This window comes from Pseudoalteromonas sp. P1-30, assembly GCF_001400005.1.
Lineage (GTDB): Bacteria > Pseudomonadota > Gammaproteobacteria > Enterobacterales > Alteromonadaceae > Pseudoalteromonas > Pseudoalteromonas atlantica.
Map to the genome: position 1 here is coordinate 111,632 of NZ_LKBC01000003.1, position 21,705 is coordinate 133,336.

Here is a 21,705-nt window from a genome sequence, read left to right on the forward strand (position 1 = left end):
GTCGATTCTAGTTTTCGCGCGTATGGTTAAAGGTTACCTCTGGGTAACGCTCTACCGATAAGTTAAGGTTTACACGGCTCGGTGCTATGTAAGTTAAGTTATCGCCACCATCGAGTGCTAAGTTGCTTTCGCACTTACGTTTAAACTCTTCAAACTTTTTAACATCGTCGCTGCTTACCCAACGTGCCGTATTTACATTTACGCCTTCGTAAATTGCATCTACGTTGTACTCAGCTTTTAAGCGCGCTACAACTACATCAAACTGTAGTACACCTACCGCGCCTACAATTAAATCGTTGTTAGTAAGCGGTCTAAATACCTGTACAGCACCTTCTTCAGAAAGTTGTACTAAGCCTTTTAATAACTGCTTTTGCTTAAGCGGATCGCGCAAACGAATACGACGAAATAGCTCAGGCGCAAAGTTAGGAATACCGCTAAATTTAAGCTTTTCGCCTTGCGTAAAGGTATCGCCAATTTGAATGGTACCGTGGTTATGCAAACCAATAATATCGCCCGCATATGCATCTGCTGCACGCTCACGATCGCCCGCCATAAAGGTTACCGCATCAGAAATACTAATTTGCTTACCAAGGCGTACGTGGTTCATTTTCATGCCTTGGCTGTATTTGCCCGACACAATACGCATAAAGGCAATGCGGTCACGGTGTTTAGGGTCCATGTTTGCCTGAATTTTAAACACAAAACCGGTAAAGTTTTCTTCTGTTGCGATTACTTGGCGGTCATCTGTTTCTCGCGGTAATGGCGTTGGTGCCCATTGCGTTAAACCATCAAGTACATGGTCTACACCAAAGTTACCAAGGGCTGTACCAAAGTACACCGGTGAAAGCTCACCCGCTAAAAACAATTCAAGATCAAACTCATTTGAGGCACCAATTACCAGCTCTAGCTCTTCACGTAATTGCTCAGCGAGTTCTTCACCAATGGCGGTATCAAGCTCTGGGTTATCTAGGCCTTTTACAGTGCGAACTTCTTGAATAGTATGACCTTGGCCTGTTTTGTATAAAACCGCTTCGTCGTTATGAATGTGATAAACACCTTTAAACTCTTTACCACAACCAATTGGCCAAGTAATAGGCGCACAGGCAATATTTAGCTCTGTTTCTACTTCATCAAGTAGTTCCATTGGGTCACGAATATCACGGTCACACTTATTCATAAAGGTAACAATAGGCGTGGTACGTAGGCGCGTAACTTCCATTAGCTTACGGGTACGTTCTTCTACACCTTTTGCGGCATCAATAACCATTAAACACGAATCTACCGCGGTCAATGTACGGTAAGTATCTTCTGAGAAGTCTTCGTGTCCAGGGGTATCAAGTAAATTAACCAGCGCATTGTTATACGGAAACTGCATTACAGAGGTAGTAACCGATATACCACGCTCTTTTTCCATTTCCATCCAGTCAGACTTTGCATGCTGATTAGAGCCACGGCCTTTTACAGTACCGGCTTTTTGAATCGCTTGTCCGAACAAAAGTACTTTTTCGGTGATGGTGGTTTTACCAGCATCCGGGTGCGATATGATTGCAAAAGTCCTTCGCTTGCTAATTTCGTTGATAATATTCTGGTCTGCCATTAATAAGTTCTTTTAGTTTGATGCCAAGTTACATGCATAACATTGAGTGTATGCAAGGCAACCCGTTAAGTTGATCGTTATTAACTGGGCTTTGAGCAATTTAGTGTGAATAAATTGACAACAATTAACGCCATATAGCTAATTTTTTAATAGTGGCAATTGTAACAGGAGTCGGTATAAAAGTGTGCTATCTAACTCAAAAATATCTTGGCTTTGTATGCAAAAGGAAGGAGTAACTAATTTTAAGGGCCAGCAACATGGTTACTGGCCCTGTAATTAACGCAATGTGCTACTGCGTTATTGAAATACTTGGCACCACCGACATACCTACTCGTAACTGCTTAAGCGCCGGCTGGTTTGCATCTAAGCTAATTTTAACCGGTAAACGCTGCACAATTTTGGTGAAGTTTCCCGTGGCGTTATGTGCACCAATGGCTGAGTAGCTCACGCCACTGGCAGGGCTTAGGCTATCAACGTGGCCACGTAAAATTTGCCCTGGTAGTGCATCTACTTTTATTTCAACTTCTTGGCCTACTTTTACATTAGCTAGTTGAGTTTCACGGTAGTTTGCACTAACAAACACTTTATCAAGGGGTACAACAACCAATAGCGGGCTGCCTGGGTTTACATACGCCCCTACACGCACCGATTTTTGGCCAACTATGCCATCAATAGGCGCTGTAATTTGGGTGTACGATAACTTAAGTTCGGCATCTACTACACGTGCTTTAGCTTGTACAAGCACAGCTTTGGCTTTTTCAATATCGGCACGTAAAATTTCAATCTGCTGCTTTGCTGCCGCAAGGCCTGCTTGGTTTTTATGCAAGTTTGCTTTTTGAATAGCCAGCTTTGCTTGTGCTTCTTCTCGTGCTTGCACAGTGCCTGAGCCATCGGTTGCTAAGTTGGTATAACGCTTTAAATTTAACTGCGCTAATTTAAGTGATGCAGTGTCGGCCTCTACCGCAGCTTGCGCTTGTTGTACCAACGAATCTTGATAAGTTAACTTAGCTTGCAAGCTAGCTACACTTGCTTTAGCACTATTAGCTTGGGCTTTAGCAGAATCTAGGGCCACTACAAAATCGCGATTATCTATGGTGGCAATTAAATCGCCTTTTTGTACTCGCTGGTTATCTTTAATGAGTACTTGATCTACCGTGCCAGATACCTGAGGCGCCACAAAGGTAAAGTCGGCTTGCACGTAGGCATCGTCAGTTGTTTGAGTTGCACTTTGCGACTCCGGTTTATTAAGATAAATAATACTGCCTGCAACAACGGCAAGTATAGTTGCTGCAACGGTTAATTTAACTACTTTTGGTAAGGCCATAATATATTACTCAACGATTAAAATTTAAGATTTACTAAGATTCGGGGCTGGTACAAAGTTCATACATAGCGCCAGCGGAATTAATACAAGTGCTAACACACCAAGCACCAAGTAGGCATCACCTACCGACATCACTAACGATTGCTGGGCAATAACGCCACCTAATTGATCATTAGGTATGGTGTTTGCCAATGAGTTACCGACCAGTGAGGCGCGATCTAATAGCATTTCGTTATGAAAATGACTGCGCACCGTTAATAGCTGCCCCACAACAGCCCCGCCAATAAGCGAGCCAAACACACGTAATGTGTTTATGGTTCCCGAAAAAAACGGCCCTTCGCTTGGGTCTAGTACACTGGTCATTAAAAATAAAATAGAGACCACAGCCATGGGCTGGCCAAATGCTTGCAACAGCTGCGCTGTGATAAATTGATCGCGATGCCATAAAGGCGTAATTTGTGCGCCGCTAAAACAGGCCAGCGCAATTAAAAATAATCCAATTGACATCACAATGCGGGCATCTACCCATTTTTTATATAAAAGCAGTGCCACTACCGAGCCAAGTACAAGTTGTGGTAGCGCAATTAATAACCCTACTGGTGCTAGCTGTAGTGCTCTATAGCTATGCAAACTGGCTAAATGGGTTGAGGGCAACATTGAGCCCGACATCAACACCACTAACAACATGGTAAGCAGTACAGAACCAATACCTAGATTGCGTCGGCCTAATAATTGCGGTCTCATAAACGGCGCTTTGTGATGCCATTCGGTTAATACGTAGCAGCCAAATAAAATTAGCCCACCAAAAAAACACACACTAATAAGCGATGAATTAAACCAATCTAAACGCACACCTTGATCAAGCGCGATGGCAATTAACGTCAAAGACGATACGCCGCATACTAGGCCTAACCAGTTTCCTTCTTTAAAGCGCGCATATTTAACGCCCTCTTTTGGGAGCCCCCACGCAGTTAGTGAGCCTGCAATAATACAAAGCGGAATAACTTGCCAGTAAATCCAGCGCCAGTCCGATAACACATCAGCCCACTGCCCGCTTAGCCAAATAGCTAAATTTGGAGCGAATGTAGCGGTCATGGCGTAAAGCGCTAAACCGTGTAAACGTATGTTAGGGGGTAAAAATTTAAGTGCAGCCATCATTAATATAGGTATGAGTGCGCCACTACTTACTCCTTGCACAAAACGCAGTGCAATTAATAAGTTTAAATCATGAATAAAAGGCAAAATTGCCGCAATAACGCCACATATAGTCACCATAAAAATATGAAAGCGTCTAACCGATAACGTAATGGCAAACCAAGAAGCAAAAGGCATAGCGATTAGCTCCCCAACGGTATAGGCGCTTGAAAGCCAAGAGGCATCATCTAAACTTGCCCCCATTACGCCCCTCACATCTGCTAATCCAAGTGCCCCTACTCGGTTATTTAAACCCGCCATCATAGCGGCAATAAAAATGCCTAATAACCCAGCCAGTGCTTGTTTTGATGGCCCTGCGGGCTTAGCAACAGGTGCTGCATTTTGTAAAGGCACATTAATCGTGACTGCATTCATTACTCGCCCTCCGCCTTGGCTGACATTGGCGCAAGCGCACTTTCAGGTAACGCGTCTGGGTTCCAGCCACCGCCGAGAGATTTATACAAATTTACAACCGCAATCGAGGCATTGGTTGCACTGTTATTTAACTTAGTTTGGCTTGCTAATAAATTACGTTGCGCCGTTAAAACACTAAGGTAGTCGGCTGCCCCTTGCTGGTAGGCTCTTTCAACGGTTTGTAAAGCCTGCTTATTAAAGTCGTGAGCAATTTCAACTTTGTGATGGTGATTTTGCTGCGCAGCCCAGCCATCTACTGCGTTATCAACTTCGTGCCACGCTTTTAGTACAGTTTGACGATACGTTAATGCCGCGTTTTTCTCGCGCTCTTTAGTAAGCTTAAGCTGTGACTTTAAGCGCCCACCCTGAAAAATAGGCAAATAAACATTTGGTCCCACTGAAAAAACACGTGAATCCCAGGTTGATAAATCACTCTGCGCATACCCTTCAACTCCTAATGAGCCCGTTAAAGTAATGCGTGGGTAAAAATTCGCTTCGGCCGCGCCAATAGCGGCAACAGCGCTGTGTAAGTTTGCTTGCGCTTGTAAAATATCTGGGCGGCGTTTCACAAACTCTGATGGAATAGCCGAAGGGATTTCGCTTGGCATAACAGGCGCAGCAATACGCTCGGCTAACAAAGTATTTAAGGCACGTGGTTTTTCACCTACTAGCAACGCAAGCGCGTTCATTAACACGTTACGACGCTGCGTTTGCTCTGGTAGCGCAGCGTTAATTGTTGCCAGCTCTGCTTTTGCACTAATTGTTTCAAAACGTGTACTTACACCGTTTTTTTCGCGGCTTTGTGCAAGCTTTAACACACGCTCTGCAATAGTTTTGTTTTCGTGTGTTATGTTTAGCTGCGTTTGTGCACTGCGCAGTAACAAATACGTTTTAGCCACCTCGCCAGCTAAGCTAACACGGGCGGCTTCACGCGCATACAAAGAGGCCTGCAGCATAGCAACGGCCCCTTCTTCAACACGTTTATTACGGCCCCATAAATCAAGTTCCCAGCTGGCATCAAAACCAAGCTGCCAAAAGTTATCAGGGTCTGAGGGCGCACCGAGTGCAACAAACTTACCATTTTCGCTCAGCCCTTCGCGCTTGTAGTCAAACCCAGCAGATACACTGGGTAAGCGGTCTGCCGATGCAATACCCAATGCCGCGCGGCTTTGGGCAATTCGGCTTGATGCTAGCTGTAAGTCAAGATTACCTAACTGTGCTTTGCGCTCTAGCTCCGTTAAAATAGGATCGTTTAAAATTGTCCACCAATTCCACGCCAATTCAGCATTACCGCGTTGTAGCTGAGTAAATTCGGGAGTTGGCTTTATAGCATCGTTGTTTATATTTGTATTAGGCTCTTCAAAGTTAGGACCCACTACACAACCCGACAAAGCCACAGCTAATGTAAGCGCAATAGCTGGATGCCGCGAATAATTAAAAAGTCTTTTATTAAGACACTGATTAGCCATTTTTAAATCCTAAATTAATAACACAATTATTTATGTACTGTACCGCTCGGTTCGAGTGATAAGCAAAAAAAAGCTAAGCACGCTAATTGCTGCCTAGTCACACCTTAAATACATTTAAACAGGGTAATACCGATAGTTAACAGCTGCTAAAAACACCCTTAACTTAAAGCTCAAATTGAACTGTACCGCTCGGTTTGATATGCTAGGCGTAATTTAACATTATGTCAAGGTGATATGTAATGACAAAAACGCTTACTAATGCCCAAAACACTCTGCCTCCAAGTGAATTAGAGCTTGGTGCAAAAGCACGAACGGTATTACACGCTGCACGTAAAATATTTTTAATTCATGGTTTTAATGGTGCAACCACCGACATGATCCAACGTGAGGCAGGCGTATCAAAATCGACGGTTTACGCTCACTTTGCAAATAAAGAAATTTTATTTTTAGCGGTCATTAAAAGCGAATGCGAAATATTTACAGCATCAATCGATAATATAACGTTTAAGCCAGGCAACTTAACAGAAAACTTAAGCCGCCTTGGGCATGCTTATTTACAAATCGCTCTATCAGAGACGGCCATGGCTTTATACCGAATTGTTGTTGCTGAAGCCCCCCGCTTACCCGCCCTAGGTCATATGTTTTATAACTCTGGCCCGCGGGTGGTAAAAGACAAGGTCTCTAATTATTTAAAAGCGGCAGTGGAATCTAAAGAGCTGGATTTTGAAGAATTAAACATTGAAGAAGCCACTAACCTATTTGTTGCCTTAATGCGCAGTGAGCTACATTTAATGTACTTAACTCACCCCGATCAGCCTGTGCTTAAAAAAGATATAGACCGCTGGGTAGAAGTAGCAATAAACTTTTTAGTGCGCTCTTACGGTACGGCCCACACTCAAAAGAACTAATTTTTAAATGTGTAATACTGTAAATAAATAGCATTTTAAAGCCACGCATTAATTTTAAGCGTGGCTAAATTACCCTCAATGCCAATGCCCTAACAACGCATATTTTAATGCATTGTGCTAAACACTAATAAATATAAAAATAGCGCTACGGGTTTACCCCTTGCGCTCAATTTATGACAGGCATTGATACTGCACTGTTAGCTATATAATTAAAAAACCAAGCAGCGCAGCCGCTAACTTATTTAAAACAAAGCTAAATATAGCGCCTTAAAAGATAATCTCGCTTTCGGTGCTCACTAGCCGTATTTAAACCAATTATATACACACTTTTTTTACGCTAAATTAACCCAAATCAGCTTACGCTTCTTGTGTAATAAAGTCGTAACGCATATCATTGCTAGATTGCACGGAGGATAAGTAGTTTGGTCATGAAAACCAGTAAGTTAAGTATTCGATTATTATGGTATATAACCCCGCTTGTTATATTACCCTTGTTGTTTTTAGGTGGTTTTACATTAACTAACGTAACCAACTCAACACAAAAGCAGGCTGATCTTATAATGAGTCGCTTTGTTGAGCAGCAACAGCAAAAGGTTTTCAACTACATAGACTCGTTTCATTCAACAGCAAAACTACTGTCTACCTCGCCTGTTTTAAACGATTTTTTATCAAACGACATTCATGCTGATGGCAGCTATACCCGCCGCTTAGGGGCGCTAATGGATGTTTTTGCCAGTTATAGCGAAGCCTACCCAGATATAATTAGTATTAACTTAGTCTCGGCCAGTGGTAAAAGTGACGCGTATTATTCTAATAATTTAACAACCGCACCGCAGTCATACCCATTTTTTAAGCAAGTACTGCAAAGTAATTTGCGCCAACAACAATTTATGGTGCAAAACAACGACGGCACCACCAACTTATTTTTTGTACAGCGCGTACAAAGTGTTGATTACTATTTAAAACGCCCACAACAACTTGGCTTTATAGTATTGCAAGTTGAGCCTTCTATATTAAACACCAGTATTTTAGAAGCGCCTTATAACAACACCCTAAATTTACTGCTAACCAACGACGGGCAAATTTTATTTAGCTCAGACTACAGCTTACGCGGGCAATATATTACCGAGCACGAGCTTGAGCAGGTTCACGATTTAGCCGATGTAGGCACCCTTTCGACGATTGAGCTTTCGAGCATAGATAAAATAGAAAGAATGATATTTGCTGTACAAATGAGCGGCGGTTATTACTTTGTATCAACCATTCCAAAAGGCGTGCTTTATCAATCGGGTAAGGCAATTAGCTTAATCACAGGCTTAATTGTGATAATTTCGGTGATCACCCTGCCTATCCTTATTTTTGTGGTTGTGCGCAATTTACTGCTAAACCCAATTGAGCTTTTAGGGGCCGCCAGCCACCGTGTAGGTGATGGTGATTTATCGGTAAATTTACCTGCTCATACAAATGATGAAGTTGGGGTGTTGTTTAACGATTTTAACCACATGATCAACCAAATTAGACACTACCAAGAGCAGCTAGAAGAATATAAGCACCACCTAGAAGACAAAGTAGAAAGCCGTACTAAAGCGCTCGAAGCGATGAACAGCCAGCTTGAACTTGCCATAGCTCAAGCAGAGCAAGCTAACCAGCTTAAAAGCCGTTTTTTAGCAAATATGAGTCACGAGATTCGCACCCCACTTACGGCCATTATGGGCTTTACCGAGCAGTTATTAATTAACGATAAAGTGGTTAACGACAAACAGCATTTAAATACCATTTTACGAAACTCTAAACACTTATTAGAGCTAATAAACAACATACTCGATTTATCTAAAATAGAAGCAGAAAAGCTCGCTGTAGAGCAAGCCCCCCTTAATGTAGTGCAGCTGGTTCACGATATAGAATCAATTATTGAACCGCTAGCACACGAAAAACAACTCGGGTTTAGCATTCATTACGAGCTGCCATTACCGCGCACTATTTATAGTGATATGACGCGCTTAAAACAAATTTTGATAAACATAGCCAGCAATGCCGTAAAGTTTACCGAGCAAGGCAAGGTGTCAATTTGTGTGCACTATTTGCAAAGTAAGCAGCAGCTTGAATTTGTGGTTAAAGACACCGGTATTGGTATGTCTGAGCACCAAATAGAGCGTATATTTAAACCTTTTGAACAAGCCGATGCCACCACCACGCGCCGCTTTGGAGGCACAGGATTAGGCTTATGTATTTCTAAAAACTTAGCGCAATTATTGGGTGGCGATGTTACTTTAAAAAGCGAAATTGGCATAGGCAGTCGCTTTGCTATTACCGTTGATTGCCATATTAACGAGCCTAAACAGTCACTAGAGCTTTTAACTGAGCAAGCACAGCTTATTCCAGAAAAAGACCCTTTCTTGTCGTTTGCCACTTCTAGTTTTGATGCCAACATATTAGTTGCCGAAGATAACCCCGATAACCAGCTACTTATAAAACTGCTTTTACAAACCTGGGGCCTAGAGCCAGATATGGCTAACAATGGTGCACAAGCAGTAGAAATGGCGTTAGTAAACGACTACCAGCTAATTATTATGGATATGCAAATGCCTGTAATGGGCGGCCTTGAGGCAACTAAAATGCTACGTCATGCAGCCTACGATGGGCCCATTATCGCGCTTACTGCCAATGTAATGAACCATGATATAGACACATACATTGAGGCAGGTTGCGATAAAGCGCTGGCAAAACCCATTGATAAAGACGCGCTTGAAAACGTGCTAGTTAGTTACTTAAACCTTGAAAAAGATAATCAGAACAAGTGGGATAGTTTACTAAAAAGTGAAAAGTTTCAGCAAATTAACGATAACTATGTGGCTAACCTGCCAAGTTACTTACAAAAGGTAAACAGCTTAAAAGCCAGTAACGATGCAGAGGCACTTCGAAGCGTAGCTCATAGCCTAAAAGGCAGTGCGGGTTGCTTTAATTTTGACGATATTTACCACAGTGCAGCGCTACTAGAAGAAAACCTGCTTAGTAATGACCAAGCGCAGCGTCCCACCTTAATTGTAAATTTAATTAATGCTATTGAGCAAACCATAGCTAAAAGTAAAGAAACAGCCTAAAAGCGCGTGTTTTACTTTAAACGTTTATTTAGCGCTTAATTTAACCCTTTAACTAAACCCTAAGTTAAGCGCCATACCCATTAGTATGGCGTCTTCATAGCCATTCTTAGAGGGCTCATCGCTTGGGTAATAGTTTTTACGTACCGACATTTGCGTAAAGCCAGCATGTTCGTAAAGCGTTATTGCACGCGCGTTTGATTCGCGTACTTCTAAAAAAAGATTTTCAGCATTTTGCTGCTCGCCATATTCAATAAACTGGCTAAGTAACTGCCTTGCAATGCCTTTACCTTGCTCACTGGGCGTTACACATATATCCATAAGAGTAAAGTCAGGCCCTGCCTTTTCACCTATATAAAAACCTACTAGGGTGTTTTCATCAAACGCCGCTAAATTAAAGTAACGGCCGCCCATGCAAGAGCTCATTGTTTTAAGAGACCAAGGGTGAGAGTGGCAGGCAGTTTCAATAGCCATTAATTGTGCTATTGCGCTTTCGTTTACAGGTTTAAAATTTATCAAGGTGTGTGCTCATTAAAGCCCATAAAGCGCGCTTATCAGAAGCACTGAGCTGTGAGGTTGGTAGTGTAAGTTTATCGTCGGTTAACTGTATGTCTGGCCCTTTTAAAACATGATTAATTGTTAAAGAAGGTGCACTTAAACGTATATCACTTAATAACTGTTTGCTCAGCGCTAAAGACTCAGCTGGAGTGCTTTGTGAAACGGCTAAAGTAGGATCAGTATTTTTAGGACGATAATGCTGATTTAGTTCAAGGTTTTCTATACCAAAAATAGCTGCGTAATGTGGATGCATAACAACTCAGTAGATTAAACACTAGAACAATATATGAAGTAATAAAAACGATGTAAAGAAGAAATGGCAGGGGCGGAGAGATTCGAACTCCCAACCGTCGGTTTTGGAGATTGGAACTACGCCCCTGCAATGTCGACGAATTATAGAGACCTTTTAGAAAAGGTAAAGTAAAAAATTAACTTTTTAGTTTAACTGCTTTTTAATTATACAAAACGCTGAATTAGCAAGCTAAATAGCGCTGTAAAGCCACTTTAGCTTTAGCAGCACTCACCTTTAAAAAAATAAATGCTGCTCAGCTTAGCGTAATTAAAACTGCAGTATGTGCTTTAAAACCGTACGAGCTTAATAACCGCGGTACTGTTTTACCTACGCTTAGCCCAAACGCTATGCTGTAAATTCCTTCTTAAGTGTTAAATACTTTAGCTAGCATGGTGTATTTACACTTGCTGCTAGTTATTTTTATAGCGATTTAGCTTGGTTGAGTTGCTGTATACATAAACAAATCAATAACATTGGCAGCATTTATGATACAGTTTAGCGTCTAGGGGATCCGCGTTATACCAATCGTGTTAAGTTATTAGTCGCTTATAGCGACAGATAAATAGAGCGGTTACAAGGCATTAATTTTTACATGTAGTTGCTCTACCTGAGGAATTTATAACGCTGTTAGCGCTTTATTTAGCTCGCTAGAAAGACTAAGTATTTAAGTCGATTGGTATTACCACCTAATTGCATATTTCATCATGTATCTTACTTACGCGGGTCATTCACAATGCAAATATGGAGGAGCTTTACTATTAGCAGTTGCTGGTAGTTCACGCCGTGTTATATGAAGTTTAAATCAAAAAAATACAGTATCGATTCAACCGATTACCAAGTAGGACAAGATAACGTTAGCAAATGGGGCATGGATATTCATACTAATGTATTTTCTGTTTCTATTGGCCTATCTCTACTTTTTATAATTACTCTACTTGCACTCTCGCCTAACGAAGCTAAAGAGGCGATTAACTCAATAAAAAATGCAGCGCTAACTAATTTTGACTACGTATTTATGTGGGGCGCCAATATATTACTGCTGTTTGCAGTGGGTATTGCCGCTTCACCGCTGGGTAAAATTCGCCTTGGCGGCGATAAAGCAACTACAGACTATTCAACCTTATCGTGGGTATCTATGCTCTTTGCTGCAGGCATGGGTATTGGCCTTATTTTTTGGGGCGTGGCAGAGCCCACCGCCTTTTACACCGACTGGTTTGGCACACCGCTTAACGCTGAAGCCTTTAGTGAGCAAGGCCGAGAAATGGCTTTAGGGGCTACTGTTTTCCATTGGGGTCTGCACGCGTGGGCAATTTACGGTATGACCGCTTTGTGCCTAGCCTATTTTGTTTATAACAAAGGCTTACCGCTTTCTATGCGCTCAATATTTTATCCGCTTTTAGGAGATAGAGTATGGGGCAAGTTAGGTGATGTTATTGATGTAATGGCGGTATTAGTAACCCTTTTTGGTCTTGCTACGTCGTTAGGCCTAGGCGGGGCACAAGCTGCCAGTGGTATTAGCCACGTGCTCGGCTTTAAAAGCTCTTTATTATTACAACAAGGCATTATTTTATTAATTATGAGCTTGGCTATCCTCTCTATTGTACGCGGTATGGATGGCGGCGTTAAACTCCTAAGTAATATAAATATGGGCATAGCCTTTGTGTTTCTGGGGTTAGTGTTTATTTTAAACTTTACCACGGTACTTGATTCTGCATACACAGCCGTAATAGGTTATGTTAAAAATATCATTCCTCTAAGCTCAAGCACAGGCCGAGAAGATACGCAGTGGCTACATGGCTGGACTGTGTTTTATTGGGCGTGGTGGGTTGCATACGCACCTTGCTTTGGTATGTTTGTAGCGCGTATTTCAAAAGGGCGCACCATACGCGAATTTTTAGTGTATGTATTACTCATTCCTACTCTTGTGACTACTGCTTGGATGTCGGTTTTTGGTGGTGTTGCGATTGATCAAATTATAAATGAAGTTGGTGTACTTGGCGCAAACCAAGGTATTACAGATGTAACGCTTAGCTTGTTTTATATGCTAGATGCTTATGCATTCGGTACGCTGCTTTCTCTTTTAGCTGTGGCGCTAATAATTATCTTTTTTGTTACCACCCTCGACTCCGGCTCTATTGTAATAGATAGCCTTACATCAGGCGGAAAACTAGAAGTACCTATAAAGCAAAAGCTAGTATGGGCCGTTATTGCCAGTATTATTGCTATGTTAATGCTGTGGATTGGTGGCACCGATTCAATTCAAGCATTGCAATACATTACTATTATTGCCGCCCTGCCCTTTACTATTATTTTAATTTTAGGCTGTATTAGCCTAGTTAAAGGGCTACTTACAGAAACCGAGCAACTTACACCAATCCCTGCAAAATAAACCCACCTAGCCCACTTCACTTAATGAGTTTAGTGGGCAAGAGCTAACGGTTTTTAGGCATAAAAAAAGTCCGTGTAAGCGGACTTTTTATTATTTAGATAACAAAACTATGTTTGCTATCTAAAAGGCATTAACCATTAGTAAAAACGGGTGTTATTCCCACTCAATAGTGGCCGGTGGTTTACCAGAAATATCGTAAACAACACGTGAGATACCGTCAATTTCGTTAATAATACGGTTAGAAACCACACCTAAAAACTCATACGGTAAATGTGACCAACGCGCCGTCATAAAGTCGATAGTTTCAACACAACGTAGTGATACAACCCAATCATATTTACGTGCATCGCCCATAACCCCTACCGACTTAACAGGTAAGAATACAGTAAACGCTTGGCTTACTTTATGATAAAGCTCAGCTTTGTGTAGCTCTTCAATAAAGATAGCATCAGCACGACGTAGTAAATCACAGTACTCTTTTTTAATTTCGCCAAGTACACGTACACCTAAACCTGGCCCTGGGAACGGGTGGCGATAAAGCATGTCGTACGGTAAACCAAGCTCTAAACCAATTTTACGTACTTCATCTTTAAATAATTCACGTAATGGCTCAACTAAGCCCATTTTCATATCATCTGGTAAGCCGCCCACGTTGTGGTGAGATTTAATTACGTGTGCTTTACCTGTGGCTGAAGCGGCTGATTCTATTACGTCTGGGTAAATAGTCCCTTGACCTAACCACTTCGCATTTTTAAGCTTTTTAGCTTGCTCATCAAATACATTAATAAACGTATGGCCAATGGCTTTACGTTTTTCTTCTGGATCTGATTTGCCCGCAAGGTCAGCTAAAAATTGCTCCTCAGCGTCTACTTTAACAATGTTTAACCCAAATTTATTGCCAAACATGTCCATAACTTGCTGGCCTTCGTTTAAGCGAAGTAAGCCATTATCAACAAATACACATGTTAGGTTTTCGCCAATTGCACGGTGGATCAGCATTGCTACAACAGATGAATCAACACCTCCTGATAAGCCTAAAATAACTTCGTCATCGCCAACGGTTTCTTTAATGCGCTCAATAGCATCATCAATAATTTTGGCAGGTGTCCATAGCTTTTCACATCCACAAATATCAATTGCAAAACGCTCTAATAAACGTTGCCCTTGATGAGTGTGCGTTACTTCTGGGTGAAATTGTACGCCGTAAAAACGTTTTTCTTCGTTAGACATAGCAGCGTGCGGACACGTTGGTGTTTTAGCTGTGGTGCTAAAGCTTGCCGGCACTTCCATTACTTTGTCGCCGTGGCTCATCCACACGTCTAAAACGCCGTTGCCGCCATCGGTAATATGATCTTCAATTGCATCGAATAATGCACAGTTACCCACTTTTTCTACTTGTGCATAACCAAACTCTTTTTTATCTGAGCTGTGCACACTGCCGCCAAGTTGAGCTGCCATGGTTTGCATGCCGTAACAAATACCCAGCACTGGCACGCCAGCGTTAAACACGTATTCAGGTGCACGCGGGCTGTTCTCTAGTGTGGTTGACTCAGGGCCACCAGATAAAATAATACCTTGTGGATTAAATTCGCGAATTTGCTCTTCGGTCACATCCCATGCCCACAGCTCACAGTAAACGCCAATTTCGCGGATACGACGCGCGATTAATTGAGTGTATTGCGAACCAAAATCTAAAATTAGAATTCGTGAATCGTGAATATCTTTGCTCATGAAGGATCTCGTAAAGTAGATGCTAGATTCCACTAATTTGCTTAGTGGCTATAAAAGAGGGCTGGTAATTCCAGCCCCGTAATTTAAACGTGTTGTTTAACCTAAGCGGTAGTTAGGCGCTTCTTTGGTAATTTGCACATCGTGGACGTGCGACTCACCCATACCTGCAGATGTAACACGTACAAACTGCGGTTTAGTATTTAGCTCTTCAATGGTGGCACAACCCGTTAATCCCATTGCGCTACGAAGGCCACCCACTTGCTGATGAATAATCGTTGCAATTGGGCCTTTATAAGCGACGCGACCTTCAATACCTTCAGGTACTAATTTGTCAGCTTGGTTAGATTTTTGGAAGTAACGATCCGACGAACCTTCTTTTTGATCCATCGCACCTAATGAGCCCATACCACGGTAAGATTTGTAGTAACGGCCTTGGTAAAGTTCAACTTCGCCTGGCGCTTCTTCTGTACCAGCAAGCATTGAGCCCACCATTACACACGATGCACCCGCAACCAATGCTTTAACAATATCGCCAGAAAAGCGAATACCGCCATCAGCAATAACTGGAATGTCACGCCCTTGTAAGCCATCTACCGCATCAGAAATAGCCGTAATTTGTGGCACACCACAACCTGTAACAATACGCGTAGTACAAATAGAACCTGGGCCAATACCTACTTTAACCGCATCCACACCTGCATCAGCAAGGGCAATTGCGCCTTCGGCTGTAGCAACGTTACCTGCAATAATTTGTAAATCTGGGTAAGTTTCACGAGTTTGAGAAACACGGTCAATAACACCTTGCGAGTGGCCGTGTGAAGTATCGATAAGTAAAACATCAACACCCGCCTCTACTAATGCAGCAATTCGCTCATCAGTACCTGCGCCAACACCAACTGCAGCACCTACACGTAAACGACCTAGCTCGTCTTTACATGCATGTGGTTTGTCTTGCGCTTTTTGGTAATCTTTTACGGTGATCATGCCTTTTAGTTTAAACGCATCATCAACCACTAAGATTTTTTCAATGCGGTGTTCGTGCATTAAACCTAAAATTTCTTCGCGCGAGGCGCCTTCTTGAACCGTTACCAGTTTGTCTTTTTTAGTCATAACGCTAGAAACAGGCTGTTCAAGCTTCGTTTCAAAACGCATGTCACGACCAGTAACAATACCTAGTAGGTTATTTTCGCTATCAGTAACCGGGAAACCCGAGAACCCTTTTTCTTGCGAAAGAAGCGTCGCATCTGCAATGGTTAAATCGGCAGACACAGTAACAGGGAATGACACAATACCTGCTTCGTAGGTTTTAACTTTACGTACGTTTCTCGCTTGTTCTTCAATGGTCATGTTTTTATGGATAAAACCAAGACCACCTTCCTGCGCGAGGGCAATAGCTAAACGAGCTTCTGTAACAGTATCCATAGATGCTGAAATAAGCGGCAAGTTAAGTTTGATACCACGCGTTAAGCGAGTTGAAATATTTGCCGTGTGTGGCAAAACAGTAGAATGACCAGGTACTAAAAGTACGTCATCAAAGGTAAGAGCTTCTTTAGCGATTCTAAGCATTTTGGCAACTTCTCACATGTGGATCTAAGATAAGGAATTGCGGCCAAATTTTAACAGCGTTGTGGGCATTCGTAAATAATATTTCGCAAATATTTATGATAAACTTGCCTTATAACTTGCCTCATAATAGTTTTAGGTTGTTTTTTATGTTTTCGAAGCCTTCGCAAACGGTTTACACCGTATCGCGCCTTAACAGAGAGATTCGTACAGTTCTTGAGCAGGGCTTTGCATCGCTAATTTTAACAGGCGAAATTTCTAACTTCATTACCCCTGCTTCTGGGCACTGGTACTTTTCATTAAAAGATGAAAAAGCACAAATTAAAGCGGCTATGTGGCGCGGCAATAACCGCTCTCAAAGTTACCGCCCCGAAAACGGCGCACAAGTAACAGTAAGAGCCCGTGTTTCACTTTACGAACCACGCGGTGATTATCAGCTTATTGTTGAGCATATGGAACCTGCCGGTGAAGGCCAGCTTAAACAAGAGTTTGATGCATTAAAAATGCGCCTAGCCGCAGAGGGCTTGTTTAGTTCAGCCTATAAAAAACCACTGCCGCAAAATATAAACCGTGTAGGTGTAATAACCTCAGCAACGGGCGCTGCTATAAAAGATATATTAACCGTACTTAAACGCCGCGCACCGCAATTAGAAGTCATTATTTACCCAGCCATGGTGCAAGGCAAAGACGCCCATGTGCACTTAATTAACCAAATACAGTTAGCCAATGCACGCAATGAGGTAGACGTACTTATTGTAGGGCGAGGCGGTGGCTCGTTAGAAGATTTATGGTGCTTTAACCATGAGCAGCTTGCGCGCGCGATTTATCAAAGTGAATTACCCATAGTCAGTGCGGTAGGCCACGAAATAGACACAACCATCAGTGACTACGTAGCCGATGTACGCGCAGCAACGCCTTCAGCAGCTGCTGAGCTTGTCAGCCCTAACACGCAAGAGCTGCATAGTAAGGTTATTGAGCTCATTAACCGGTTAAATAATGCCTTTAAACACGATATGGCCGATAAGCGCGCACTAGCAACACAGTTACAGCACCGGCTTAACTTGTGTCATCCGCGCAATCAACTTAATCAAAAAGCGCAGCGATTAGATGAGCTAACTATTGCCTTACAACAGGGCATGCGCAATCGTCTTTACCAACAAGAGCGCACGCTTAATAATTTAACCCCGCGTTTAATGCGTCAATCGCCTGATAAAAAGTTATCACAAGCCAGCCATCAGCTTATGCAGATACAAACTCGGCTTGAACAAGCAATGCAGCACAAGTTGCAACACGCGCAAAATAGCTTAGCGCTGCAAGCGAGTAGGCTTGACTCGGTAAGCCCACTTAATGTTTTAGCGCGCGGTTACAGCATAACCAAAACCCCGCAAGGCAAAGTGGTTAAATCGGTAGACCACATTAAAACGGGTGACGTGCTAATTACAGAGCTGGCCGATGGCGCTATAAAATCAACGGTCTTGTAAAGCCCTTTCAGTTAAAGCTCTGTGGCCATTAGTAAGGTTAGTTCGGTGTCGCTTGACGTTGAGGTTGTTCTTTTAAATTGCAACCAAAACTCTTGCTTCATTAACTTATCGTTTAGCTCTCGCCATTGGGTATGATCAAACGAGTCGTTATCAGTAGGTGCAGCAAGTTCAAATTTACATACGGTGGTTTTACACGCTGCACTAACAATCTCTGGGATAGAGCTTAGATCAGAGGTAAGTAAAAAATCTTGTAAAGCTATTTCTGTTTGATAAGCCCACTCTTCATTACGTATTTGCTCATCAAATTGCGCTTGTAAAACTGCTTGTGCATCAGAGGGGTCACGCAGCTGTTGCGCTGCGTTTTTCATCAAGGCTTTTTGCGCTGCTAATTGCTGTTTAAGCTGCGATACTTGCTCTTCTAAAGGAAGCTCATCTAGCGGTTGTGGTTCTGGTTTAGGGGGATTATCTTTTTGCTCTATACGAGCGCTTTGCTCAGGGGCTGCTGGTATAACACGCTTTGCTGTTGCTTCACTGCTTTTAACTGGCTGAACAAAAGGTGCCTGCTGCTTTGTATCAGCATGTTGTAACTTTGCGGGGTTTGCGTCACTTGAAGATAAATTAAAGTAGCTCCACGTTAAACCTACACCCGCAATAAATCCTATCCCTAGTGTTAATAAGCTATTTTTGTTCATTTTAATTCCTTTTAAAATTATTTTTATTTATACAGGCTGCTATTACAGCATGGCGCTGGTGTGTGATTCGTTTTCAGGCTCTGGAGTGGTTAAAAAGTTTTGGTTCATACTTTGCGCCGGACACGGACAATCCGGTCTGCCAATAATTTTAGCCGGTACGCCTACAGCGGTGGTATGTGGCGGTACCGCAGTTAAAACAACTGAACCTGCGCCAATACGTGCGCCCTCGCCTACTTCAATATTACCCAGCACTTTAGCGCCTGCACCAATAAGCACACCGGCTCTAATTTTAGGATGACGGTCGCCCTGCTCGTTACCCGTACCACCAAGCGTGACCGATTGCAGTATTGATACGTTATCTTCAATTACTGCAGTTTCACCAATAACAATACCGGTGGCGTGGTCAAACATTATCCCTTTACCAACCTGACACGCAGGGTGAATATCAACCCCAAACACTTCTGAGGTTCGGCTTTGAATAAAACGAGCAAGCTCTTTACGGTTTTGCTGCCACAAGCAGTTAGCTAAACGATGCGCTTGAATAGCATGAAACCCTTTTAAGTTTAAAATAACCGTAAGGTAGGTTTCGGCTGCCGGGTCTCTGTCTTTAACGGCTTTAATATCTTCGGCCACATAGGTAAGCATACGGTCGCACTTTACAAACGCTTGGTCGAACAACTCACGTATTGTAAAAGCCGATACAACAGCATCTGCCAACTTATTAGCAACAATAAAGCTTAACGCCGAACCTAAACACTCATGATTTAAAATGCATGAATACACATGACTTGCTAAAAGTGGTTCGCGAGTTACAACTTCATTAGCTTCACTACGAAGCTGTTGCCAAATTTCATGACGCATAATACTACACTGCCTTAAATTGATATAAAAAGAGCCTTTTCCTAAGTTTAACGGATTTAAAGCCTAAGGTGTTAACGCCTTAGTTATTTGTTCTGGTTATTAGGTATAACTAAGAGTAAAAAAATTATATGAGTGCTAAATCACTCACACACAAAGCATCTTTTCCTTTATCCTTTGCTTTATAAAGTAAATCGTCTGCTTCTTTGATTAAATACGCACAGGTAAAGTCACTACTGGGTGTAATAGTAGTGAGGCCTACACTCACTGTAAGGGTTCTGCTTGGTAATGAATGTTTATTTTCAATGTTTAACTGTTTTAATTTTTCTAAAATATCGTTCAATACTAACAAGGCCTGATCTGAGTTTGTATTTCCATACACTAAAACAAATTCTTCACCACCAAAACGGGCACATAAATCACCTGGGCGTTTAGTAAATTCATTAAGTACTTTAGCCACCCTTTTTAAGCATGTATCGCCTTGTTGGTGGCCGTAAGTATCATTGAGTAATTTAAAATCATCTATATCAATAATAGCCAACGAAAGCGGCATACCTAAACGCTGACAACGATTCCACTCTTGCTCTAAAAAAGTATCAAAAAAGCCTCGGTTAGCAATATCCGTTAAGCCATCAATAGCGGCAAGTTTTTGTACTTGCTCTTCAGCCAGTTTACGCTCGGTAATATTTTGATGGCTAATAGCGTAATACGCTTTATCGGTATGGCTAAACGACACTACTCGCATCATAAACCAACGTTTTTCATCTTCACTATGGCATGGATATTCTAAATAGAAGTCGTCATTAGCCCCTGAAATAACTGATTTAATGCCGTTAAATGCCTTTAAACCAAAGCTATCTCCTTTTTTAGCAGCTTTTTCACACTCTGCTAAGTAATTTTGCTGCTCCCACATATCACAGCAGGCACAGTCGTTTTGCTCACCAAAGTTTTGCCAGCTTCGGTTTATATAGACTATGTCGCCGTTAGAATTAATAACCACTACTTGGTCGGGCGTGGTATCTAGTACCAATTTAAAAAACGCTTTATCGTCAATCACGAGCTTTCCATTTTAGCTTTGTTGTTAATCAGTATAATCAATAACAATTTTTTAACACAATATTGTTACTTTACTTCACGCTAGTTGCATAATTTATTAATGTGAAGTAATACTCCGTATGACAGCTAAGTAGTCTATAAAAAATATAAAAATTTTACTTTTACATTAAAAATCAGATACTAAAGCAGCATGACAGGGTTACTGTCATATGCCAAACTAGCTACTGGCATACTACTGACGGCGTAAAAAATAAAAACAAACGCTAAATTAGCATCATCAACTCAACAAGGATAACGATGATGAAAAACGATATATTGAATACAAAAAAGCTTGGTTATAAATTTTACTTTCAAGATGGCGACAATCAAATAGCCTGTTTTGGAAGCTACTTTACGGGTAAAGAAGAAGTATTTGTAAACGATGACCTATTTAGTAAAAAACGAAATATCTACTGTGCAAGCACGCACTCTTTTGCTTTTGAGGGCTCACAGTACCAAGTAAAATTTGACATGCTTAATATACTTACAGGGCGTCTGGAGTGCACTCTTTATAAAAATAGCAGTGTGATAGCCAAACAAGTTCAAAGTAGTCTTTCAGACGATCCTAAAAAAGCAGCATTTTTTCTTGCTGGCTGTACATTAGGTGGGGCGGTGTTTGGCTATACAACGGCAACTATTGTTGAACTATTTGTAGGGAAGCTTTAACGTGCAATTAAATCCTACAACAGTTAAATCGCTTAGAAGTAAGTTAGATTGGACGCAGCAACAGCTCGCAGATGCCTGCGATGTAAGTTTGCGGACCATTCAACGGGTAGAAAAAGAAGGCGCCGCTTCTAAAGAAACCACTATGGCGCTTTGCGCGGTACTTGAAGTACGCCAAGGCGAGCTAATTAAACTTGATGAGCCTATAAATAATGACGTTAAAAGTACGCCAACTAAAAGCTTTTTAGCGGGAGTGGTTATTAGTTCCTTAATAAGCTTTGCTCTAGGCGCTGGCTCAGTGCTTTTAGCGACTAACTAATATTACGCTTTAATAGCACTAATTAAATAAAAATGCCCCAGGCTATAAGCACTGGGGCAT

At 41.9% G+C, this 21,705-nt stretch carries 17 protein-coding genes and 1 tRNA gene; 6 read left to right on the top strand and 12 right to left on the bottom strand.

The genetic code is table 11. From position 1 onward, the window contains the following. Positions 1-7: 7 nt before the first annotated feature. The 4 genes from prfC to AN395_RS08745 all read right to left on the bottom strand — a co-directional run bounded on the left by prfC (position 8) and on the right by AN395_RS08745 (position 5,998). A complete protein-coding gene (prfC, locus tag AN395_RS08730) occupies positions 8-1,597 on the bottom strand; it encodes a peptide chain release factor 3 (RefSeq protein WP_004586154.1) in 1,590 nt (529 codons plus the stop codon). A gap of 289 nt (positions 1,598-1,886) precedes the next feature. Beyond that, complete coding sequence (locus AN395_RS08735; protein WP_054982739.1) at positions 1,887-2,921, bottom strand: HlyD family secretion protein; 1,035 nt, start codon at positions 2,919-2,921, stop codon at positions 1,887-1,889. A 24-nt stretch (positions 2,922-2,945) separates the two neighbouring features. Next, a complete protein-coding gene (locus AN395_RS08740) occupies positions 2,946-4,490 on the bottom strand; it encodes an MFS transporter (protein WP_054982740.1) in 1,545 nt (514 codons plus the stop codon). Next, complete coding sequence (locus AN395_RS08745) at positions 4,490-5,998, bottom strand: efflux transporter outer membrane subunit (RefSeq protein WP_054982741.1); 1,509 nt, start codon at positions 5,996-5,998, stop codon at positions 4,490-4,492. Before AN395_RS08745 ends, AN395_RS08740 begins: the two co-directional genes overlap by 1 nt. 239 nt (positions 5,999-6,237) lie before the next feature. Here AN395_RS08745 and AN395_RS08750 point away from each other — a divergent pair, with 239 nt between their 5' ends. Together AN395_RS08750 and AN395_RS08755 are read left to right on the top strand one after the other, a co-directional pair. Next, the gene (locus AN395_RS08750) at positions 6,238-6,906 is read left to right on the top strand and encodes a TetR/AcrR family transcriptional regulator (protein WP_054982742.1); all 669 of its coding nucleotides are present in this window, start codon (positions 6,238-6,240) and stop codon (positions 6,904-6,906) included. A 428-nt stretch (positions 6,907-7,334) separates the two neighbouring features. Then, positions 7,335-10,007 carry an ATP-binding protein gene (locus AN395_RS08755; RefSeq protein WP_054982743.1) on the top strand — a complete coding sequence of 891 codons (2,673 nt, stop codon included), beginning with the start codon at positions 7,335-7,337 and terminating at the stop codon, positions 10,005-10,007. A 48-nt stretch (positions 10,008-10,055) separates the two neighbouring features. Here the strand turns inward: AN395_RS08755 and rimI are convergent, their stop codons facing one another. From rimI to AN395_RS19465, 3 genes are all read right to left on the bottom strand, one after another. Then, complete coding sequence (gene rimI / locus AN395_RS08760; RefSeq protein WP_029772791.1) at positions 10,056-10,523, bottom strand: ribosomal protein S18-alanine N-acetyltransferase; 468 nt, start codon at positions 10,521-10,523, stop codon at positions 10,056-10,058. Next, on the bottom strand, positions 10,510-10,815 hold the full coding sequence (locus AN395_RS08765) for a hypothetical protein (RefSeq protein WP_054982744.1): 306 nt from the start codon (positions 10,813-10,815) through the stop codon (positions 10,510-10,512). Before AN395_RS08765 ends, rimI begins: the two co-directional genes overlap by 14 nt. Positions 10,816-10,879: 64 nt before the next feature. Continuing rightward, positions 10,880-10,941, bottom strand: a tRNA-OTHER gene (locus tag AN395_RS19465). A 703-nt stretch (positions 10,942-11,644) separates the two neighbouring features. On the opposite strand from AN395_RS19465, the gene AN395_RS08770 reads away from it, so the two are divergent. After that, positions 11,645-13,243, top strand: a complete 1,599-nt coding sequence (locus tag AN395_RS08770) for a BCCT family transporter (RefSeq protein WP_054982745.1) — start codon at positions 11,645-11,647, stop codon at positions 13,241-13,243. Between the two features lie 153 nt (positions 13,244-13,396). On the opposite strand, the gene guaA is transcribed toward AN395_RS08770, so the two are convergent. Continuing rightward, a complete protein-coding gene (guaA, locus tag AN395_RS08775; RefSeq protein WP_024033152.1) occupies positions 13,397-14,974 on the bottom strand; it encodes a glutamine-hydrolyzing GMP synthase in 1,578 nt (525 codons plus the stop codon). 96 nt (positions 14,975-15,070) lie between these two features. Next, positions 15,071-16,540: an IMP dehydrogenase gene (guaB, locus tag AN395_RS08780; RefSeq protein ID WP_004586134.1), complete on the bottom strand. Its 1,470-nt coding sequence runs from the start codon at positions 16,538-16,540 to the stop codon at positions 15,071-15,073. Positions 16,541-16,686: 146 nt separating this feature from the next. On the opposite strand from guaB, the gene xseA reads away from it, so the two are divergent. Next, complete coding sequence (xseA, locus tag AN395_RS08785) at positions 16,687-18,018, top strand: exodeoxyribonuclease VII large subunit (RefSeq protein ID WP_054982746.1); 1,332 nt, start codon at positions 16,687-16,689, stop codon at positions 18,016-18,018. 11 nt (positions 18,019-18,029) lie between these two features. Here the strand turns inward: xseA and AN395_RS08790 are convergent, their stop codons facing one another. From AN395_RS08790 to AN395_RS08800, 3 genes are all read right to left on the bottom strand, one after another. Beyond that, entirely contained in the window at positions 18,030-18,710 is a 681-nt protein-coding gene (locus AN395_RS08790) for a hypothetical protein (protein ID WP_054982747.1), read from the bottom strand. Between the two features lie 42 nt (positions 18,711-18,752). Further along, positions 18,753-19,571 carry a serine O-acetyltransferase gene (gene cysE, locus AN395_RS08795; protein ID WP_004586131.1) on the bottom strand — a complete coding sequence of 273 codons (819 nt, stop codon included), beginning with the start codon at positions 19,569-19,571 and terminating at the stop codon, positions 18,753-18,755. A gap of 124 nt (positions 19,572-19,695) precedes the next feature. Continuing rightward, positions 19,696-20,625: a diguanylate cyclase gene (locus AN395_RS08800; RefSeq protein WP_054982748.1), complete on the bottom strand. Its 930-nt coding sequence runs from the start codon at positions 20,623-20,625 to the stop codon at positions 19,696-19,698. Between the two features lie 296 nt (positions 20,626-20,921). Here AN395_RS08800 and AN395_RS08805 point away from each other — a divergent pair, with 296 nt between their 5' ends. Both AN395_RS08805 and AN395_RS08810 read left to right on the top strand, forming a co-directional pair. Beyond that, on the top strand, positions 20,922-21,329 hold the full coding sequence (locus AN395_RS08805) for a hypothetical protein (protein WP_054982749.1): 408 nt from the start codon (positions 20,922-20,924) through the stop codon (positions 21,327-21,329). Between the two features lies 1 nt (position 21,330). Next, a complete protein-coding gene (locus AN395_RS08810) occupies positions 21,331-21,645 on the top strand; it encodes a helix-turn-helix transcriptional regulator (protein WP_054982750.1) in 315 nt (104 codons plus the stop codon). The last annotated feature ends 60 nt before the right edge of the window (positions 21,646-21,705 follow it).

Bases quoted from the DNA above. Each gene is read 5' to 3' on its own strand.
- AN395_RS08750 (WP_054982742.1), top strand. From the start codon at position 6,238: ATGACAAAAACGCTTACTAATGCCCAAAACACTCTGCCTCCAAGTGAA.
- AN395_RS08805 (WP_054982749.1), top strand. From the start codon at position 20,922: ATGATGAAAAACGATATATTGAATACAAAAAAGCTTGGTTATAAATTT.
- AN395_RS08735 (WP_054982739.1), bottom strand. From the start codon at position 2,921: ATGGCCTTACCAAAAGTAGTTAAATTAACCGTTGCAGCAACTATACTT.
- guaB (WP_004586134.1), bottom strand. From the start codon at position 16,540: ATGCTTAGAATCGCTAAAGAAGCTCTTACCTTTGATGACGTACTTTTA.
- cysE (WP_004586131.1), bottom strand. From the start codon at position 19,571: ATGCGTCATGAAATTTGGCAACAGCTTCGTAGTGAAGCTAATGAAGTT.
- guaA (WP_024033152.1), bottom strand. From the start codon at position 14,974: ATGAGCAAAGATATTCACGATTCACGAATTCTAATTTTAGATTTTGGT.
- AN395_RS08745 (WP_054982741.1), bottom strand. From the start codon at position 5,998: ATGGCTAATCAGTGTCTTAATAAAAGACTTTTTAATTATTCGCGGCAT.
- AN395_RS08755 (WP_054982743.1), top strand. From the start codon at position 7,335: ATGAAAACCAGTAAGTTAAGTATTCGATTATTATGGTATATAACCCCG.
- AN395_RS08790 (WP_054982747.1), bottom strand. From the start codon at position 18,710: ATGAACAAAAATAGCTTATTAACACTAGGGATAGGATTTATTGCGGGT.
- xseA (WP_054982746.1), top strand. From the start codon at position 16,687: ATGTTTTCGAAGCCTTCGCAAACGGTTTACACCGTATCGCGCCTTAAC.
- prfC (WP_004586154.1), bottom strand. From the start codon at position 1,597: ATGGCAGACCAGAATATTATCAACGAAATTAGCAAGCGAAGGACTTTT.
- AN395_RS08770 (WP_054982745.1), top strand. From the start codon at position 11,645: ATGAAGTTTAAATCAAAAAAATACAGTATCGATTCAACCGATTACCAA.
- AN395_RS08765 (WP_054982744.1), bottom strand. From the start codon at position 10,815: ATGCATCCACATTACGCAGCTATTTTTGGTATAGAAAACCTTGAACTA.
- AN395_RS08740 (WP_054982740.1), bottom strand. From the start codon at position 4,490: ATGAATGCAGTCACGATTAATGTGCCTTTACAAAATGCAGCACCTGTT.